General features: G+C 66.4%; 15 protein-coding genes and 2 tRNA genes. 9 read left to right on the forward strand and 8 right to left on the reverse strand.

Going from position 1 to position 15,422, the window contains the following annotated elements; translation table 11 throughout:
* Positions 1-183 precede the first annotated feature (183 nt).
* Positions 184-270: transfer RNA gene (locus KVT39_RS25370), tRNA-Leu, on the reverse strand.
* A 249-nt stretch (positions 271-519) separates the two neighbouring features.
* Between KVT39_RS25370 and rnr the strand changes: the two genes are divergently transcribed.
* The 6 genes from rnr to KVT39_RS25400 all read left to right on the forward strand — a co-directional run bounded on the left by rnr (position 520) and on the right by KVT39_RS25400 (position 7,736).
* A complete protein-coding gene (gene rnr, locus KVT39_RS25375) occupies positions 520-3,003 on the forward strand; it encodes a ribonuclease R (RefSeq protein ID WP_217590459.1) in 2,484 nt (827 codons plus the stop codon).
* Positions 3,004-3,151: 148 nt separating this feature from the next.
* Positions 3,152-3,895, forward strand: a complete 744-nt coding sequence (gene rlmB / locus KVT39_RS25380) for a 23S rRNA (guanosine(2251)-2'-O)-methyltransferase RlmB (RefSeq protein WP_034184068.1) — start codon at positions 3,152-3,154, stop codon at positions 3,893-3,895.
* 97 nt (positions 3,896-3,992) lie between these two features.
* Positions 3,993-4,865, forward strand: coding sequence for an N-acetylmuramoyl-L-alanine amidase (locus KVT39_RS25385; RefSeq protein WP_217590460.1), 873 nt, complete (start codon positions 3,993-3,995; stop codon positions 4,863-4,865).
* 91 nt (positions 4,866-4,956) lie between these two features.
* Positions 4,957-5,658: a ribose-5-phosphate isomerase RpiA gene (rpiA, locus tag KVT39_RS25390; RefSeq protein ID WP_034184070.1), complete on the forward strand. Its 702-nt coding sequence runs from the start codon at positions 4,957-4,959 to the stop codon at positions 5,656-5,658.
* Between the two features lie 273 nt (positions 5,659-5,931).
* Positions 5,932-6,648: a FadR/GntR family transcriptional regulator gene (locus tag KVT39_RS25395; protein ID WP_034184071.1), complete on the forward strand. Its 717-nt coding sequence runs from the start codon at positions 5,932-5,934 to the stop codon at positions 6,646-6,648.
* A 101-nt stretch (positions 6,649-6,749) separates the two neighbouring features.
* Complete coding sequence (locus KVT39_RS25400; protein WP_217590461.1) at positions 6,750-7,736, forward strand: Gfo/Idh/MocA family protein; 987 nt, start codon at positions 6,750-6,752, stop codon at positions 7,734-7,736.
* 52 nt (positions 7,737-7,788) lie between these two features.
* Here the strand turns inward: KVT39_RS25400 and KVT39_RS25405 are convergent, their stop codons facing one another.
* The 7 genes from KVT39_RS25405 to KVT39_RS25435 form a co-directional block, all read right to left on the reverse strand.
* Complete coding sequence (locus tag KVT39_RS25405) at positions 7,789-8,481, reverse strand: amino acid ABC transporter permease (RefSeq protein ID WP_034184073.1); 693 nt, start codon at positions 8,479-8,481, stop codon at positions 7,789-7,791.
* Positions 8,482-8,603: 122 nt separating this feature from the next.
* Positions 8,604-9,398, reverse strand: a complete 795-nt coding sequence (locus KVT39_RS25410) for a cystine ABC transporter substrate-binding protein (RefSeq protein ID WP_034184074.1) — start codon at positions 9,396-9,398, stop codon at positions 8,604-8,606.
* A gap of 105 nt (positions 9,399-9,503) precedes the next feature.
* Positions 9,504-10,541, reverse strand: a complete 1,038-nt coding sequence (locus tag KVT39_RS25415; protein WP_034184075.1) for a quinone-dependent dihydroorotate dehydrogenase — start codon at positions 10,539-10,541, stop codon at positions 9,504-9,506.
* Positions 10,542-10,638: 97 nt separating this feature from the next.
* Positions 10,639-11,469: an arginyltransferase gene (locus KVT39_RS25420; RefSeq protein ID WP_034184076.1), complete on the reverse strand. Its 831-nt coding sequence runs from the start codon at positions 11,467-11,469 to the stop codon at positions 10,639-10,641.
* A 33-nt stretch (positions 11,470-11,502) separates the two neighbouring features.
* Positions 11,503-12,267: a leucyl/phenylalanyl-tRNA--protein transferase gene (gene aat / locus KVT39_RS25425; RefSeq protein ID WP_034184077.1), complete on the reverse strand. Its 765-nt coding sequence runs from the start codon at positions 12,265-12,267 to the stop codon at positions 11,503-11,505.
* 10 nt (positions 12,268-12,277) lie between these two features.
* Positions 12,278-12,823, reverse strand: a complete 546-nt coding sequence (locus KVT39_RS25430; RefSeq protein ID WP_021161562.1) for an NUDIX hydrolase — start codon at positions 12,821-12,823, stop codon at positions 12,278-12,280.
* 184 nt (positions 12,824-13,007) lie between these two features.
* Positions 13,008-13,084 (reverse strand) — tRNA-Met (locus KVT39_RS25435).
* Positions 13,085-13,281: 197 nt separating this feature from the next.
* Between KVT39_RS25435 and KVT39_RS25440 the strand changes: the two genes are divergently transcribed.
* Genes KVT39_RS25440 through KVT39_RS25450 form a run of 3 tightly spaced genes read left to right on the forward strand, consistent with a single transcriptional unit; the run spans position 13,282 to position 15,307 of the window.
* On the forward strand, positions 13,282-13,779 hold the full coding sequence (locus KVT39_RS25440; protein ID WP_105393204.1) for a heme-degrading domain-containing protein: 498 nt from the start codon (positions 13,282-13,284) through the stop codon (positions 13,777-13,779).
* 3 nt (positions 13,780-13,782) lie between these two features.
* Positions 13,783-14,121, forward strand: a complete 339-nt coding sequence (locus KVT39_RS25445) for a multidrug efflux SMR transporter (protein WP_034184079.1) — start codon at positions 13,783-13,785, stop codon at positions 14,119-14,121.
* A 31-nt stretch (positions 14,122-14,152) separates the two neighbouring features.
* On the forward strand, positions 14,153-15,307 hold the full coding sequence (locus KVT39_RS25450; protein ID WP_175749355.1) for an enoyl-CoA hydratase/isomerase family protein: 1,155 nt from the start codon (positions 14,153-14,155) through the stop codon (positions 15,305-15,307).
* Positions 15,308-15,422: the final 115 nt, after the last annotated feature.

A 15,422-nucleotide genomic window follows, 5' to 3' on the forward strand; every position in this document is an offset into this window, starting at 1 on the left:
CCTGCGCGGATTCCGGAGATAGCAGCCGAAGGTGCTCAATGCGCGCGCCTGCGGAAATTCATGAGGGCCGAGTTCGACGAGCCGTGCCGGTTGCTGCGCAGATTCATCGGCGGGCAAGTTACTCTTTTTCCCGGTCCGGAAATGAAAAAAGGCCGGCTGGAAGCCGACCTTTTCAAAAACAGATGGTGCCCAGGAGAGGACTCGAACCTCCACGGTGTTGCCACCGCTAGGACCTGAACCTAGTGCGTCTACCAATTCCGCCACCTGGGCACGTTTTGCAGTAGCTGCTTGCTGCAAAGAAGCGAAATTATAGCGCCCCAATTATTCGTGTCAACACTTTTTTGCGATGCATCGCAAACCGGCCGCCGTCGCGCCCGCCCGCGGCATTCCCGTCATTTGGCGACACAGGCGGGTGATAGAATGACCCGCCGCCGTCAATATAGAACTGTCTGACGGACACCTCTATGTTGATGCCGTGCACCATCAGTCAACGCAACGAGAACAATCATCGACAAACCCTTGAGCAAATATCCGTACCCCATTCCGAGCCGTGAAGAAATTCTCGGCGTGCTGCGTACGAGCGATGCGCCGCTGGCTGCCAACGACATCGCCGAAGCACTGTCGATCAAGCGTCAGGAGCGCGAAGGGTTCTTCCGGCGTGTCGCCGCGATGGAGCGCGACGGCCAGATCCGCCTCGACAAGCGCGGCCACTACCAGTTGACCCATCCGTCGAATTTCGTCGCAGGGCGCGTGCAGGGGCATCGCGACGGCTACGGGTTCGTGATCCGCGACGACGGCCAGGACGACCTGTTCTTGCCGAACGGCGAAATGCAGAAGGTGATGCACAACGATCGCGTGCTCGCGCGAATCGTCGGCTACGATCGCCGCGGCCGGCCGGAAGGGCATGTCGTCGAAGTCACCGAGCGCGCGAACAAGCGCGTGATCGGCCGCCTGCTCAACGAGAATGGTGCGCTGATCGTCGCGCCGGAAGACAAGCGCATCGGCCACGACATCCTGATCACGCAGAACGTGAAGAAGGCGAAGGTCGGGCAGGTCGTCGTCGTCGAGCTGACCGATTTCCCGAGCCGTCATTCGCAGCCGCTCGGCCGTGTCGTCGAAGTGCTCGGCGACATCGACGATCCGGGCATGGAAATCGAAATCGCGGTGCGCAAGTACGGCGTGCCGCATGAATTCAGCCAGCCGGCGCTCGACGAAGCCGCCGCGCTGCCCGACAAGGTACGGCCGGCCGACCTGCGTTTCCGCGTCGACCTGCGCGACGTGCCGCTCGTGACGATCGACGGCGAGGACGCACGCGACTTCGACGACGCCGTCTACTGCGAGCCGGTCAAGGTCGGTCGCGGCGACGGCTTCCGGCTGATCGTCGCGATCGCCGACGTGTCGTACTACGTACAGCCGGGCAACGGGCTCGACGCCGACGCGCTCGAGCGCAGCACGTCGGTCTATTTCCCGCGCCGCGTGATCCCGATGCTGCCGGAGAAGCTGTCGAACGGCCTGTGCTCGCTGAACCCGCAGGTCGACCGCTGCGTGCTCGCGTGCGACATGGTGATCACTGCGCGCGGCGAGATCAAGGCGTACCAGTTCTATCCGGCCGTGATCCATTCGGCTGCGCGCCTTACGTATACCGAAGTGGCGGCCGTGCTGTCGAACACGAAGGGGCCGGAGGCCGCACGCCGCGCGGAGCTGCTGCCGCACCTGCAGAACCTGTACGGCGTCTACAAGTCGCTGTTCGCCGCACGGCAGAAGCGCGGCGCGATCGACTTCGATACGACCGAGACCTACATCGTCTGCAACTCGCAGGGCAAGATCGAGCAGATCGTGCCGCGCCAGCGCAACGATGCGCACAAGCTGATCGAGGAATGCATGCTGGCCGCGAACGTCTGCGCGGCCGACTTCCTGAAGCGCAACAAGCATCCGGGCCTGTACCGCGTGCACGCGGGGCCGACGCCGGAGAAGCTCGAGAACCTGCGTGCGTTCCTGCGCGGCATGGGCCTGTCGCTCGGCGGCGGCGACAAGCCGCATGCAAGCGACTACGCTGCGCTGATGGCGCAGATCCGCGACCGGCCCGACGCGCAGATGCTGCAGCCGATGCTGCTGCGCTCGATGCAGCAGGCCGTCTACAGCCCGGACAACATCGGCCACTTCGGTCTTGCGTACGAGGCGTATGCGCACTTCACGAGCCCGATCCGTCGTTATCCCGACCTGCTCACGCACCGTGCGATCTATTCGATCCTGTCCGGCAAGAAGTACGTGCCGAAGGCGCCGGAGGGCTTCGAGCTGAACACCGCGCTGTCGCCGCGCGCCCGCGCGATGCAGCAGGCCGACGACGAAGCGCGCAACCGCTCGCGCTCGAACACGGCGATCTGGGAAGAGCTCGGCCTGCATTGCTCGGCGAACGAGCGGCGTGCGGACGAAGCGTCGCGCGACGTCGAGGCATGGCTCAAGTGCTACTTCATGCGCGACAAGCTCGGCGAGGAGTACGGCGGGATGGTGAACGGCGTCACGTCGTTCGGCATCTTCGTGCAGCTCGACACGCTGTTCATCGAAGGGCTCGTGCACGTCACGGAACTCGGCTCGGACTACTTCCAGTACGACGAGATCAAGAACGAGCTGCGCGGCGAACGCACGGGCATCCGCTATCGCCTGTCGGACCGCGTGCGCGTGCAGGTGAGCCGCGTCGATCTCGACGCGCGCAAGATCGATTTCCGCCTCGTCCGCGATACGCCGGTGAAGGCACCGCGCCCGTCGCCCGCGCAGGCTGCTGCGGGTGCCGGTGTCGATCGCAACGGCCCGCGCGTACGCGCGCTGCCGCCGGCGGAGGAGTTCGCGCCGCGTCGCAAGAAGGCCGCGAGCGCGCCGAGCGTCGCGGTGAAGGAGGCGCAGGCCGCACGTGCCGCCGCGAAGAAGAAGGGCAGCGGCGGTGGCACTGGCGGTGCGGCGGCGAAGCCGACTGCGAAGAAGCCGCGCGCGCGCAAGAAGTATTGAGCGTTCGGGGCGGCGCATGCGCACGCCCTGCAGTATCGAGAGACGCCGCGTCACCGGTCATCGGCCGGCAACGCGGCGCTTTCCTTTTCCATGGATCGCGGCTGCGCGCGTCGCGCGGCCGCACGTTTGATCGAAGGTTGTTCCAGTCATGTCACGTCTGAAGGTTCTTTACGGTTTTCATGCGGTGACCGCACGTTTGCGGCACGATGCATCGACGGTTGCGGAGGTGCTGTACGACCAGACGCGCCGCGACCGCCGCATGCAGGACTTCCTGCACACCGCGAAGGAAGCGGGCGTGCGGCTGATCGCGGCCGACGAAACGCGCCTGTGGGGCCTCGCCCATACCGAGCGTCACCAGGGCGTCGTCGCGCGTGTCGAGGACGTGCCGCTCGCGCAGAACCTGTCCGAGCTGCTCGACGGCATCCAGGGCCCCGCGCTGCTGCTCGTGCTCGACGGCGTCACCGATCCGCACAACCTCGGCGCGTGCCTGCGCGTTGCCGATTCGGCCGGCGCGCACGCGGTGATCGCGCCGCGCGACCGTGCGGTCGGCCTGAACGCGACCGCGGCCAAGGTGGCGAGCGGCGCGGCCGATACGGTGCCGTACATCACGGTGACGAACCTCGCACGCGCGCTGCGCGAGCTGAAGGAAGCCGGCGTGTGGATCATCGGCACGTCGGACGAGGCGTCGGCGACGCTCTACGATACGAAGCTCGACGGCCCCGTCGCGCTCGTGATGGGCGCGGAAGGCGAAGGCATGCGCCGGCTCACGCGCGACACCTGCGACGAGGTGATGAGCATCCCGATGGCCGGCAGCGTGGAAAGCCTGAACGTGTCGGTCGCAAGCGGCGTGTGCCTGTACGAAGCCGTGCGCCAGCGGCGCGTGAAGGGCTGACACATCCTGTCTCGCGCAATATGCGCGTGCCTGGCATGACCCGAACGACGCGTGCCGCGATGCGATGCGGCACGCGGTTCTCCGGAACTCGCGACCGATGACCCTGTTTCGCCTCGGCGCATCATGCGCCGTGCTATGCCTGCTGGCTGCCTGCACGTCGCCGTCGCTCGTCGAACGCGGCACCTACTACGCCGACATGAGCCTGGATGCGCGCGGCGCCGATTCGCGGATCCGCTTTCTCGTGATGCATTACACCGAAAGCGACGAAGCGAAGTCGCTGCGCACGCTGACGGGCGATTCGGTCAGCGTGCATTACGTCGTGCCGCCGCAGCCGCGCATCGAACACGGGATGCCCGTCGTCTACCAGCTCGTTCCGGAATCGATGCGCGCATGGCACGCGGGCGTCAGCGAGTGGCAGGGCGCGACCGAATTGAACGCGGCGTCGATCGGCATCGAAAACGTGAACCGCGGGCCGCTCGATCCGCAGAATCGCACCTGGCAGCCGTATTCGCCCGAACAGATCGATGCGTTGATCCGCCTGTCGAAGGACATCGTCGTACGCTACGCGATCCCGCCGACACGCGTGGTCGGGCACAGCGACATCGCGCCGCAACGCAAGATCGATCCGGGTCCGCTGTTCCCGTGGCATGCGCTCGCACTGGTCGGCGTCGGCGCATGGCCGGACGATGCGACCGTGGCTGCCCGGCTCGGCGGCCGCGATCCGCACGCGTTGGTCGACGTGCGCGAACTGCAGCTCAAGCTCGCGCGCTACGGCTACGACGTGCCGACCGACGGCGTGCTCGACGCGCGCACGCGGCGCGTATTCGCGGCGTTCCAGATGCATTTCCGTCCGTCCGACTATGCGGGCAATCCGGACGCCGAAAGCGACGCGATCGCCCAGGCGTTGCTCGACAAATACTTCCCCGGCACGCCGCCGGCGGACAGCGCGCCCGCGGCGGTCGCACCCTGAACGCACGGCGCATCGCGCGCCGAAAAACGCGGGCCGTCATCCGAGTCCGGTAAACTGGCGGTTTTCCGCAATCCCACAGCATTACCACGCCATGACTCAAGACGAACTCAAACGCCTCGTCGGCCAGGCCGCCGCCGATTACGTGATCCAGAACGTGCCGGAAGGCGCCGTGATCGGCGTCGGCACCGGCTCGACCGCCAACTGCTTCATCGACGCACTCGCCGTCGTCAAGTCGCGCTATCGCGGCGCCGTGTCGAGTTCCGTCGCCACGACCGAACGCCTCAAATCGCACGGCATCAAGGTGTTCGACCTGAACGAGGTCGACTCGCTGCAGGTGTACGTCGACGGCGCCGACGAGATCGACGCGAGCGGCGCGATGATCAAGGGCGGCGGCGGCGCGCTCACGCGCGAGAAGATCGTCGCGTCGGTGGCCGACACGTTCGTCTGCATCGCCGACGCCAGCAAGCGCGTGCCGGTGCTCGGCGCGTTCCCGCTGCCGATCGAGGTCGTGCCGATGGCGCGCACGGCGATCGGCCGGCGCGTGACCGCGCTCGGCGGCGTGCCCGTGCTGCGCGTGACGAAGGACGGCGCACCGTACATCACGGACAACGGCAACGAGATCATCGACGTGAAGGGGCTGCAGATCGCCGATCCGCGCGGCTTCGAAGCGCAGGTGAACGGATGGCCGGGCGTCGTGACCGTCGGGTTGTTTGCCGAGCGCGGCGCGAATCTGTGCTTGCTCGGCACGGAAAACGGCGTTGAAACGATCGTTTATTCGGCCGAATCGAGTTGAATGAGAAGCAGTCCGTAACGGTGTCAGGGACCCGTAATGGATTGCATGTTTAAATCTTGTGGAAATCGTGGCCCGGCAGGCGCAGCGCGCTTCCCGGGCCTTTTTTGTAGCCTTATAAATCACCCCGTCAAAAAGAGGGATAACCCTGTCAGGTGTTTACCAGATAGCGAAATATCCTCGAACTCATCAACTTATAGATCATAAGAACAGTAGTAACCAGGGCCGGCGGAACTGCGGAGCAGGTGTTCGCAAATCGACGCACGGGGAGGTGTCATGGAGCAGGGCAAAGACCGGTCACTGGTCGCCAAAGTGATGGATGGGCTTGTCTCGGGTATCGTCGAAGACAAGTACGGCGGCATCTTGCCGCCACAGGACGTGCTGTCGAAAGAATTCGACGTGAGTCGCACGGTGATGCGGGAAGCGTTGTCGATGTTGCTAGCGCGCGACATGCTGGACGTGCGGCCGAAAGTCGGCACGCGCGTGCGGCCGATGCGCGACTGGCGAATGATCGATGAAGACGTCGTGAGCTGGCGATTTCGGGCAAAACCCGATCCGCAGTTCATGCGCGACGTCATCGAATTTCGAATGCTGATCGAACCGCGCGCGACCGCGCAGGCGGCGGTGCGTGCGACCGCAGCCGACATCGCGGGGATCCGTGAAGCGTTCGATGCGTTCAAGGTGTTGCAGCCCGGCGATCCCGGCTACGACACGGCGGACGAGTTGCTGCACACGCGAATCGTGCAGGCGAGCGGCAACCAGTTCTTTCAGCAGATGGCGGCGATCGTGCGCGGGGCGGTGCGTCTCGTGAATCCGCGCGTCGTGCAGAAGGAAGGCGCGCACGAGATCGCGGTGAAGGCGCATGCGCGTGTCGTCGATGCGATCGAACGGCGCGATCCGCGCGAAGCCGAAGCGGCCTCGCTCGCGCTGATCGATTTCAGCGCCGACGAGATCTCGCGCGATTTCTCCGTCGACGTGCCCATGCGCGCCTGAACCTGCTCGCGTCGCTCATCCGTGTGCCGGCGAGCCGTTTATCATGACGGCCGGTCGGCAGCGTGCCGGCCACCGTCATACGACCGACACGGAAGATCAGGATGAACGACAACGACCACCGCCCGGTGCGCTTCGGCATCGTCGGCGCAGGCAGCATCGCGCGCCGCTTCGCGCAAAGCCTCGCGCACGTGCCCGGCGCCACGCTCGCCGGTGCCTGGGCCCGCCGCGCCGACGCAGCGGCAGCCTTTTGCGAGACATGCGGCGGCACGCCTGCCGCGAGCCTCGAAGCACTCCTCGCGAGCGACATCGACGCGGTCTACATCGCGACGCTCCATGACAGTCACGCACAGTACACGCTGGCCGCACTTGCCGCCGGCAAGGCCGTGCTGTGCGAAAAGCCCGCGACGCTGAATGCGGCGCAACTCGACACCGTGCTGCGTGCGGCACGCGACGCCGGACTGCTCTTCATGGAAGCGATGAAGCCGCCGTTCTTTCCGCTGTACCGCCAGTTGCGCGCGCACCTGCATGACGATCCGATCGGCGAGATCCGGCTCGTGCGCGCAGGGTGCGCATCGTCGGCGGTACCCGGCGACCATTCCGTCTATCGCCTCGATCGCGCGGGCGGCGCGCTGCTCGACATCGGGATCTACGAGGCGTTTCTCGCGGTCGACTGGCTCGGCGCGGCGCTCGACGTGCAGACGCTCGGCCGCGTCGGCGCGACGGGCGTCGACATGTTCGCGAGCCTGAACAGCCTGCATGCGAACGGCGGGATCGCGCAGCTCTTTTGCGGGCTCGACGTGATGGGCCGCGGCGATGCGCTGATCGCCGCGGCCGGCGGGCACGTGACGATTCACGAGAAATGGTGGAACCCCGCGCGCGCGACGATCCGTTATGCGGACGGGCGCACCGTCGAACTCGACGCACCGGCCGAAGGCGGCGGGCTGAACTACGAGACCGCGCATTTCTGCGACCTGCTGCGCACGGGCGAAACCGAAAGCCCGATCATGACGCACGACCATTCGCGACAGATGATCGCGATGACCGATGCCGCGCGTGCCGCGCTCGGCGTGCGCTATTCGGGCGAGTAGGCGGGAACGAAGGTGCCGGGCCTGCGTGCGCGGCCCGGCGGATGGCGTGCGCTCAGTGCCGCGACGGCAGCGACAGGCGCTTTTCGTACCAGCGCTGCGCCCATTCGAGGATCTGGCACAGGATCCAGTACACGGCCGCGGCGGCGAGATAGAGCGGTAGCGGCTGGTAGGTCGCCGCGATCACTTCCTGCGCGCTGCGCAGCAGTTCGGTCACGGTGATCACGGACACGAGCGACGTGTCCTTGATCAGGCTGATCAGGCTGTTCGACAGGCTCGGCACCGCAATGCGCAGCGCCTGCGGGCCGATCACGTAGCGCAGCGTCTGCCCCCACGACAGCCCGAGGCTGTACGACGCGAGCCACTGGCCGCGGTGGATGCCGTTGATCGCGCCGCGCATGCTTTCGGACATGTAAGCCGCGACGTTCGCGGACAGCGCGATGACGCCGGCCGGCGTCGGTTCGAGCGAGATGCCGAGGCTCGGCAGCCCATAGTAGATGACGAAGATCTGCACGAGCAGCGGCGTGCCGCGCATCAGGCTCACGTACGCGCGCGCGAGCCACGCGAGCGCGTTGACCCAGATGCGTTCGAAGCCGTCGAGCGGCTCGCTTTGCCGGATGCCCATCATCGCGAGCACGACGGCGCCCAGCAGGCCGAACACCATCGACAGCACGGCGAACTTGACGGTCAGTACGGCGCCCTGGGCGAGCACCGGCAGCGATTGGACGAGCAGGGACGTTGTCGACATGGAATACGAATCGGATGCGTGCGCGAAAGCGCAATCATAAACCGGACGAATAAAGCAAAGGGCGGCATCGTTGCGGATGCCGCCCTGTCCGGCCCGCCGTCAGGCGGGAAATGCAGGCGTGCTTACTTGATCGGCTTCGTCACGTCGATGCCGAACCACTTGTCCGAGATCTTCGTGAACGTGCCGTCGGCCGCGAGCTGGGCCATCGCGTCGTCGATCGCCTTCTGGAACTTCGGGTTGCCCTTCTTGAACGGGATGCCCGACGGGTTCGCCGAACCGACGTTCGCGCCCGGGCGCAGCGGCAGCTGCGAATTCTTCGTCAGGTACGCGAGCATCAGGCGGTCGTTGAGCGCTGCATCGAGGCGGCCGGCCGCGAGATCGCGCAGGTACTCGGGCGCGCCCGGGTACGTCTTCACGTCGATGCCGGGCACCGACTTCGCCATGTCCATGTAGTTCGTGCCGAGCGCGACGCCGAGCTTCTTGCCCTTCAGGTCTTCCAGCGACTTGAAGTCACGCGAGTCGTCCTTGCGCTGGATCAGTTGCGCGGACGAGTACGTGTACGCCGGCGAGAAGTCGAGCGTCTCCTTGCGCTTGTCGGTGATGCCGACCTGGTTGGCGATCACGTCGAACTTGCCGGCCTGCAGGCCCGCGATGATGCCGCTCCATTCGGTCGTCACGAACTCGGCCTTCACGCCGAGCTTCGCGGCGACGGCCTTCGCGACGTCGACGTCGAAGCCGACGAGCTCACCTTGCGGGTTCTTCGAGTTGAACGGCGGGAACGTGCCCTCGAGGCCGATCCGCAGCGTGCCGCGTTGTTTCACCTGGTCGAGGAGGTCGGCCGCATGCGCGGTGGCGGCGGCGAACGACGTGCCGATCAGGCCGGCAACCAGCAGCTTCTTCAGCAGCGAAAATTTCATCGTGTGAGATTCCTTGCCCCGGCGGGGCTCCTATTCTGATAGTGCGACCGATGATAGCAAAAATGCAATCGATCGATAAATATCGTTTGTTTATGCCTATATTGCTTATGCGGTGCGCTCGCGGGCGATCGCCTTCACGCATTCCGAGACGAGCGCGGGGCCGCGGTAGATGAAGCCCGTATAAAGCTGGACCAGCGACGCGCCGGCCGCGAGCTTCGCCCGGGCGTCCTCGCCCGAGAAAATGCCGCCGACGCCGATGATCGGCACTGCGCTGCCGACTTCGGCGTGCAGCTTGCGGATCACTTCGTTCGACGCATCGAACACCGGGCGGCCCGACAGGCCGCCGGCTTCGTCCGCATGCGGCAGGCCCTGGACGGCCGCACGCGACAGCGTCGTGTTGGTGGCGATCACCGCTTCGATCTTGTGGCGCAGCAGCGTGTCGCCGATTTCCTTGACCTGTTCGTCGTCGAGATCGGGCGCGATCTTCAGCGCGAGCGGCACGAGCTTGCCGTGCAGGTCGGCGAGGCGCTGCTGCTTGTCCTTGAGCGCCGCGAGCAGCGCGTCGAGCTCGCCCGCGCCCTGCAGCTGGCGCAGGTTCTTCGTGTTAGGCGACGAGATGTTGATCGTCACGTAGCTCGCGAACGGGTACACGCGTTCGAGGCAGTACAGGTAGTCCTCGGCCGCGCGTTCGATCGGCGTGTCGGCGTTCTTGCCGATGTTCAGGCCGAGGATGCCGCGATAGCGGGCGGCCTGGACGTTCTTCACGAACTGGTCGACGCCGTGGTTGTTGAAGCCCATCCGGTTGATCAGCGCTTCGGCCTGCGGCAGGCGGAACATCCGCGGGCGCGGGTTGCCGGGCTGCGCGCGCGGCGTGACCGTGCCGACCTCGATGAAGCCGAAGCCGAGCGCCGCGAGGCCGTCGATGGCCGCGCCGTCCTTGTCGAGGCCGGCCGCGAGGCCGACCGGGTTGCGGAACGTGAGCCCCATCACGGTGCGCGGCGCGTCGGGCACGCGGGAGGACAGCGCGCAGGCGAGGCCGGTGCGGCCGGCCGCGCCGAGCGCGCGCAGCGTGAGGTGGTGAGCGTCTTCCGCATCCATCTTGAACAGGGATGCGCGGGCCAGCGGATAAAGGGAACTGAACACGGGAATTGGGCGGGCAGCCGGAATGAATGACAACCCGCTATTTTACCGGGAGTTGCGCGGCAGGGGCGTGCTTCGCTTCGCAGCCCCGCGGCGCGCGTCAGCCCGAGCCGGAATGCCCGCCCGGCAACGGCGCGCGGGCCAGTGCCGCATCGACGGGCGGCAGGTCGACCCGTTCCGGATCGAGTATCTTCCAGCGGCCGTCGATCAGCCCCTCGAGCGGGTGGAAGTTCGCCTTGTACGCCATCTTCGGGCTCTCGCGGATCCAGTAGCCGAGGTACACGTACGGCAGCCCGAGGCTCTTCGCCTGCTCGATCTGCCACAGGATGTTGTAGGTACCGTAGCTCGTGTGCCGGTCGTCGGGCTCGAAGAACGTGTAGACGGACGACAGTCCGTCGCCGAGGATGTCGATCATGCTGACCATGCGCAGCTTGCCGGGCTCGCCGCCCGGCGCGTCGAGGTCGCGGAATTCGACGAGGCGCGAGTTGATCCGGCTCTGCAGCAGGAACTGCTCGTACTGGTCGCGGCTGTCTCGATCCATTCCGCCGCCCGCGTGGCGCGCGGACTGGTAGCGCATGTAGAGCGCGTAGTGTTCTTCGTCGTAGTGCAGCGGCGAAACCGTCGCGATGAGCGCGCGGTGCCGTTTCCACATCCTGCGCTGCGTGCGCGACGGCACGAACGCGTCGATGGGCACGCGCACCGGTACGCAGGCGCGGCAGCCGTCGCAGTACGGGCGATACGTGAAGACGCCCGAGCGCCGGAAGCCGGCCTTCACGAGTTCGGTGTAGATGTCCGAGTTGATCAGGTGGCTCGGCGTCGCGACTTGCGAGCGCGCGATACGGCCATCCAGATAGCTGCACGGATAGGGCGCCGTTGCATAGAATTGCAGCGCCGAAAGCGGTGAAAGCGGCAGCTCAGTCGGGTGAGTCATGGGCAGCTCTCGATGCAGGGAAGGAGTGCCGCGCTAGCGCTCGATCCCGGAGGGCGCCGCCGTTTCGGCGGGGCCCGTCAGCGCGGCGAGCACGCGCTTGTCGAACTGCCACGGAATCGGCGGTTCGGCTACCGCGCGGCGCACGTGAGCGACAAAGGCCTTGCGTGCGATCTCGCGGCCGCCGAGCGACGCTAGATGCGACGTATTCTGCTGGCAGTCTATCATCTCCAGCCCCTGGTCGCGAAGATGGGCGACGAGCGCGGCCAGCGCGATTTTCGATGCGTCGGTGGCATCCGCATACATCGATTCGCCGAAAAACATCCGCCCGAACGACACGCCGTACAGGCCGCCGACGCGGCGCCCGTCGTGCCATGTCTCGATGCTGTGCGCGTTGCCGGAGCGGTAGAGCGACGTATAGGCGTCGATGATCTCCGCCGTGATCCACGTGCCGCGCTGCCCGCGGCGCGGCGCCTGCGCGCAGGCGCGCATCACGCCCGGAAAGTCGTGATCGACGCGCACTTCCCATGCGGGCTCGCGCAGCACGCGCTTCAGCGTCTTGCGCAGCGACGGCGACACCTTGAATTCGGCCGGCACGAGGATCATGCGCGGGTCGGGGCTCCACCACAGCACCGGCTGGCCGTCCGAGTACCACGGGAAGATGCCGCGCAGGTACGCGTCGATGAGGCGCGACGGCAGCAGGTCGGCGCTCGCGGCGAGCAGCCCGGGCGCGCCGGTCGCGGGGCCGAGCGCGCGTTCGATGGGCGGAAACGGATCGTCCGGGCCGAGCCAGGGGACCATGGGGGCGGGCTCAGCCGTTGCGCAGCGAGCGGAAGATATCGCCGGTGTGCACGCCGTAGTCGCCGGCGGCGCGATCGGCGAAGAAGAATCGCAGGGTCTGGCTGACGGTCGGGAACGCGATTTCGTCCCACGGGATGTCGGCCTCGTCGAACAGCTTCACTTCGAGGCTTTCCTCGCCGGCTTCGAAACCCGGATCGGTGAGCCGCGCGAGGTAGAACAGATGGACCTGGTGCACGTGCGGCACGTTGAGCAGCGTGAACAGGTTCTGTACCTCGACGCGCGCGCCGGCTTCCTCGAGCGTTTCGCGCGCGGCGGCTTCGGCCGTCGTTTCGCCCATTTCCATGAAGCCCGCGGGCAGCGTCCAGAATCCGTAGCGCGGTTCGATCGCGCGGCGGCACAGCAGGATCTGATCGCCCCAGACCGGGACCGTGCCGACGACGTTGCGCGGATTCTGGTAATGGATCGTGCCGCAGTGATCGCAGACGAAGCGCTCGCGGTTGTCGCCGGGAGGAATACGCGCGATGACTTCGTGGCCGCAGACGGAGCAGAATTTCATGTCGAGTGGAAGGGACGAGGTGATGCGAGTGTATCACCGGGGCGCGGCATTCTTGAACGCCTGCGCATGCCGGCGGCGTGCTGCCGCGAAGCGGCGGGCGCGCGCGAAGAGGGGGCGGGGATCGGGTGCGGAAAAACAAAAAGCCCGGTACGAGACCGGGCTTTTTGCATGAATCTGGACGGGTTGGTTGCGGGGGTAGGATTTGAACCTACGACCTTCGGGTTATGAGCCCGACGAGCTGCCAGACTGCTCCACCCCGCGTCCGTCGAAGAAATGAATTATAAGGAGTTCCCCTGACGCGTGCAAGCACTTTCTGACAATCGCGTGTCGCGTCTCGTGGGGACGGCACGGTGGGCGCGTGCGCTAGAATCGAGCGGTTTGTTTCGTCTCTTCGGCAGCGGCGCCGTGCGCAATCGCATCGGCACCGCTGCGACTCACCTTATTGCATCGACGGATTCATGGACATCGCTCACGATCTTCAATCGATCGGCGCGCAGGAACAGGCGCTCGTGTTTCCCCATTTCGACCCGGCCCGCGCGTGGGCGCTCGGCAGCCGGATGCATGCGCTCGCGACGTCGCGCGGCCATGCCATCGCGATCGACATCGTCACGTTCGGCCAGCCGCTGTTCTACGCGGCGCTTGCCGGTGCGACCCCCGACAACGCCGACTGGGTCCGCCGCAAGCGCAACGTCGTCGCGCATTTCCGGCGCAGCTCGTATGCGATCGGCCTGCGCATGCAGCAGGCGGGCGCCACGCTGGCGGACAAGCACGGGCTGCCGATCGCCGAATATTCGCCGCACGGCGGTTCGTTTCCGCTGACCGTCGCGGGCGCCGGCGTGATCGGCTCGATCACCGCGTCGGGGCTGCCGCAGCGCGCGGACCACGAATTCGTCGTCGAGGCGCTGTGTGCCGAGCTCGGCCAGGACTACGCCGTGCTGGCCCTCGCAAGGAGCTGAGCGATGCAGCTTCCCGGATACGCATGGCTCGCGATCGCGATCGTCGCGGAAGTGGTCGGCACATCCGCGCTGCGCGCGGCGGACGGCTTCACGCGCTTCTGGCCGTCGGCGCTCGTCGTCGCCGGTTACGGCATCGCGTTCTACTGCCTGTCGCTGACGCTGCGCACGATGCCCGTCGGCATCATCTATGCAGTCTGGTCGGGCGCCGGCATCGTGTTGATCACGCTCGTCGCGATGCTGCTCTATCGTCAGGTGCCGGACGTGCCGGCGGTGATCGGTCTCGGGCTGATCATCTCGGGCGTCGTGGTGCTGAACCTGTTCTCGAAGATGCAGGCGCACTGAACGTGCGACTGCCATTTGCCGGATGGCCCTCATGACCGATTCCACTTCCGTTGCCGTTTCCGCCGAATCCGCCCAGCCTGACGTGCGCGCCTATGTCGCGAACCGCATCGGTTTTCTCGAACTGAACCGGCCGAAGGCATTGAACGCGCTGTCGGGCGGCATGATCCGGCTGATGCAGCAGGCGCTCGACGCGTGGCGCGACGATCCGGAGGTGGTTGCGGTCGTCGTGCACAGTCCGCATCCGCGCGCGTTCTGCGCGGGCGGCGACGTGCGCTTTTTCCACGACGCATGGCAGCGCGGCGACCGCGATGCGATCGACGCGTTCTTCATCGACGAATACACGCTGAACCATACGATTTTCACCTATCCGAAGCCTTATATCGCGCTGATGCACGGCGTCGTGATGGGCGGCGGCATGGGTATTTCGCAGGCGGCGCGGCATACGGGCGGCCTGCGCGTCGTGACCGATTCGACGAAGATGGCGATGCCCGAAACGCGCATCGGCCTGTTCCCGGACGTCGGGATGAGCTGGTTTCTCGCGCGCACGCCCGGCGCGATCGGTCGTTATCTCGCCGTGACGGGCGCGACGCTCGACGCGGCCGGTGCGCTGTACGCGCAGCTCGCCGACGTCTATCTGCCCGATGCCGCGCTGCCGGCGCTGCTCGATACGCTGCGCAGCGCGCGCATCGACAGCGGTGCGCAGGCCGTCGCCTGCGTGGCGGACGCGGCTGCCGCGCACAAGGTCGTGCCGACGCCGGACACGTCGGCATTGGCCGATGCGCGTGCCGGGATCGACCGCCATTTCGCGCAGCCCGACGTCAATGCGATCCTCGCGTCGCTCGATGCCGAGCCGGATTGCGCGGCCGTCGACGGGTGGGTCGAGAAGGCGACCCACGCGATGCGCGGCCAGCTGTCGCCGCTGTCGATGGCCGTGTCGCTCGAAGTTGTCGAACGCGCACGCGGTTCGACGATGGCCGATTGCCTGCGGCGTGATCTCGATCTCACGCGCTCGACGTTCGCGCGCGGCGACGTGATCGAAGGCGTGCGCGCACTGATCGTCGACAAGGATCACCAGCCGGCCTGGCGCTTCAAGTCGGCCGCCGACATCGATCGGGCTGAGGTGCTCGCGATGTTCGACAGCCCGTGGACGCTCGACACGCATCCGCTGCGGAACCTGAAGGACTGACCCGCGCGCGAGACAGAAACGAAAAGGCCGCCTGCATGTGAGCTGACCCCGTAAAGTTGGACGGGTAAATTAGGCCGCCAAGGGCTGAGTTCTGTACTGCACGGGACTCAGCCCT

The organism is Burkholderia sp. GbtcB21 (genome assembly GCF_019091065.1).
GTDB classification, from domain to species: domain Bacteria; phylum Pseudomonadota; class Gammaproteobacteria; order Burkholderiales; family Burkholderiaceae; genus Burkholderia; species Burkholderia pyrrocinia_C.

Excerpts from the sequence above, each read along its gene's own strand:
- KVT39_RS25420 (WP_034184076.1), bottom strand. The coding sequence starts at position 11,469 with ATGACTCACCCGACTGAGCTGCCGCTTTCACCGCTTTCGGCGCTGCAA.
- KVT39_RS25410 (WP_034184074.1), bottom strand. The coding sequence starts at position 9,398 with ATGAAATTTTCGCTGCTGAAGAAGCTGCTGGTTGCCGGCCTGATCGGC.
- KVT39_RS25445 (WP_034184079.1), top strand. The coding sequence starts at position 13,783 with ATGCAGCTTCCCGGATACGCATGGCTCGCGATCGCGATCGTCGCGGAA.
- KVT39_RS25395 (WP_034184071.1), top strand. The coding sequence starts at position 5,932 with ATGGAGCAGGGCAAAGACCGGTCACTGGTCGCCAAAGTGATGGATGGG.
- KVT39_RS25450 (WP_175749355.1), top strand. The coding sequence starts at position 14,153 with ATGACCGATTCCACTTCCGTTGCCGTTTCCGCCGAATCCGCCCAGCCT.
- rpiA (WP_034184070.1), top strand. The coding sequence starts at position 4,957 with ATGACTCAAGACGAACTCAAACGCCTCGTCGGCCAGGCCGCCGCCGAT.
- KVT39_RS25430 (WP_021161562.1), bottom strand. The coding sequence starts at position 12,823 with ATGAAATTCTGCTCCGTCTGCGGCCACGAAGTCATCGCGCGTATTCCT.
- KVT39_RS25405 (WP_034184073.1), bottom strand. The coding sequence starts at position 8,481 with ATGTCGACAACGTCCCTGCTCGTCCAATCGCTGCCGGTGCTCGCCCAG.
- KVT39_RS25385 (WP_217590460.1), top strand. The coding sequence starts at position 3,993 with ATGACCCTGTTTCGCCTCGGCGCATCATGCGCCGTGCTATGCCTGCTG.
- KVT39_RS25440 (WP_105393204.1), top strand. The coding sequence starts at position 13,282 with ATGGACATCGCTCACGATCTTCAATCGATCGGCGCGCAGGAACAGGCG.
- KVT39_RS25400 (WP_217590461.1), top strand. The coding sequence starts at position 6,750 with ATGAACGACAACGACCACCGCCCGGTGCGCTTCGGCATCGTCGGCGCA.
- rlmB (WP_034184068.1), top strand. The coding sequence starts at position 3,152 with ATGTCACGTCTGAAGGTTCTTTACGGTTTTCATGCGGTGACCGCACGT.
- aat (WP_034184077.1), bottom strand. The coding sequence starts at position 12,267 with ATGGTCCCCTGGCTCGGCCCGGACGATCCGTTTCCGCCCATCGAACGC.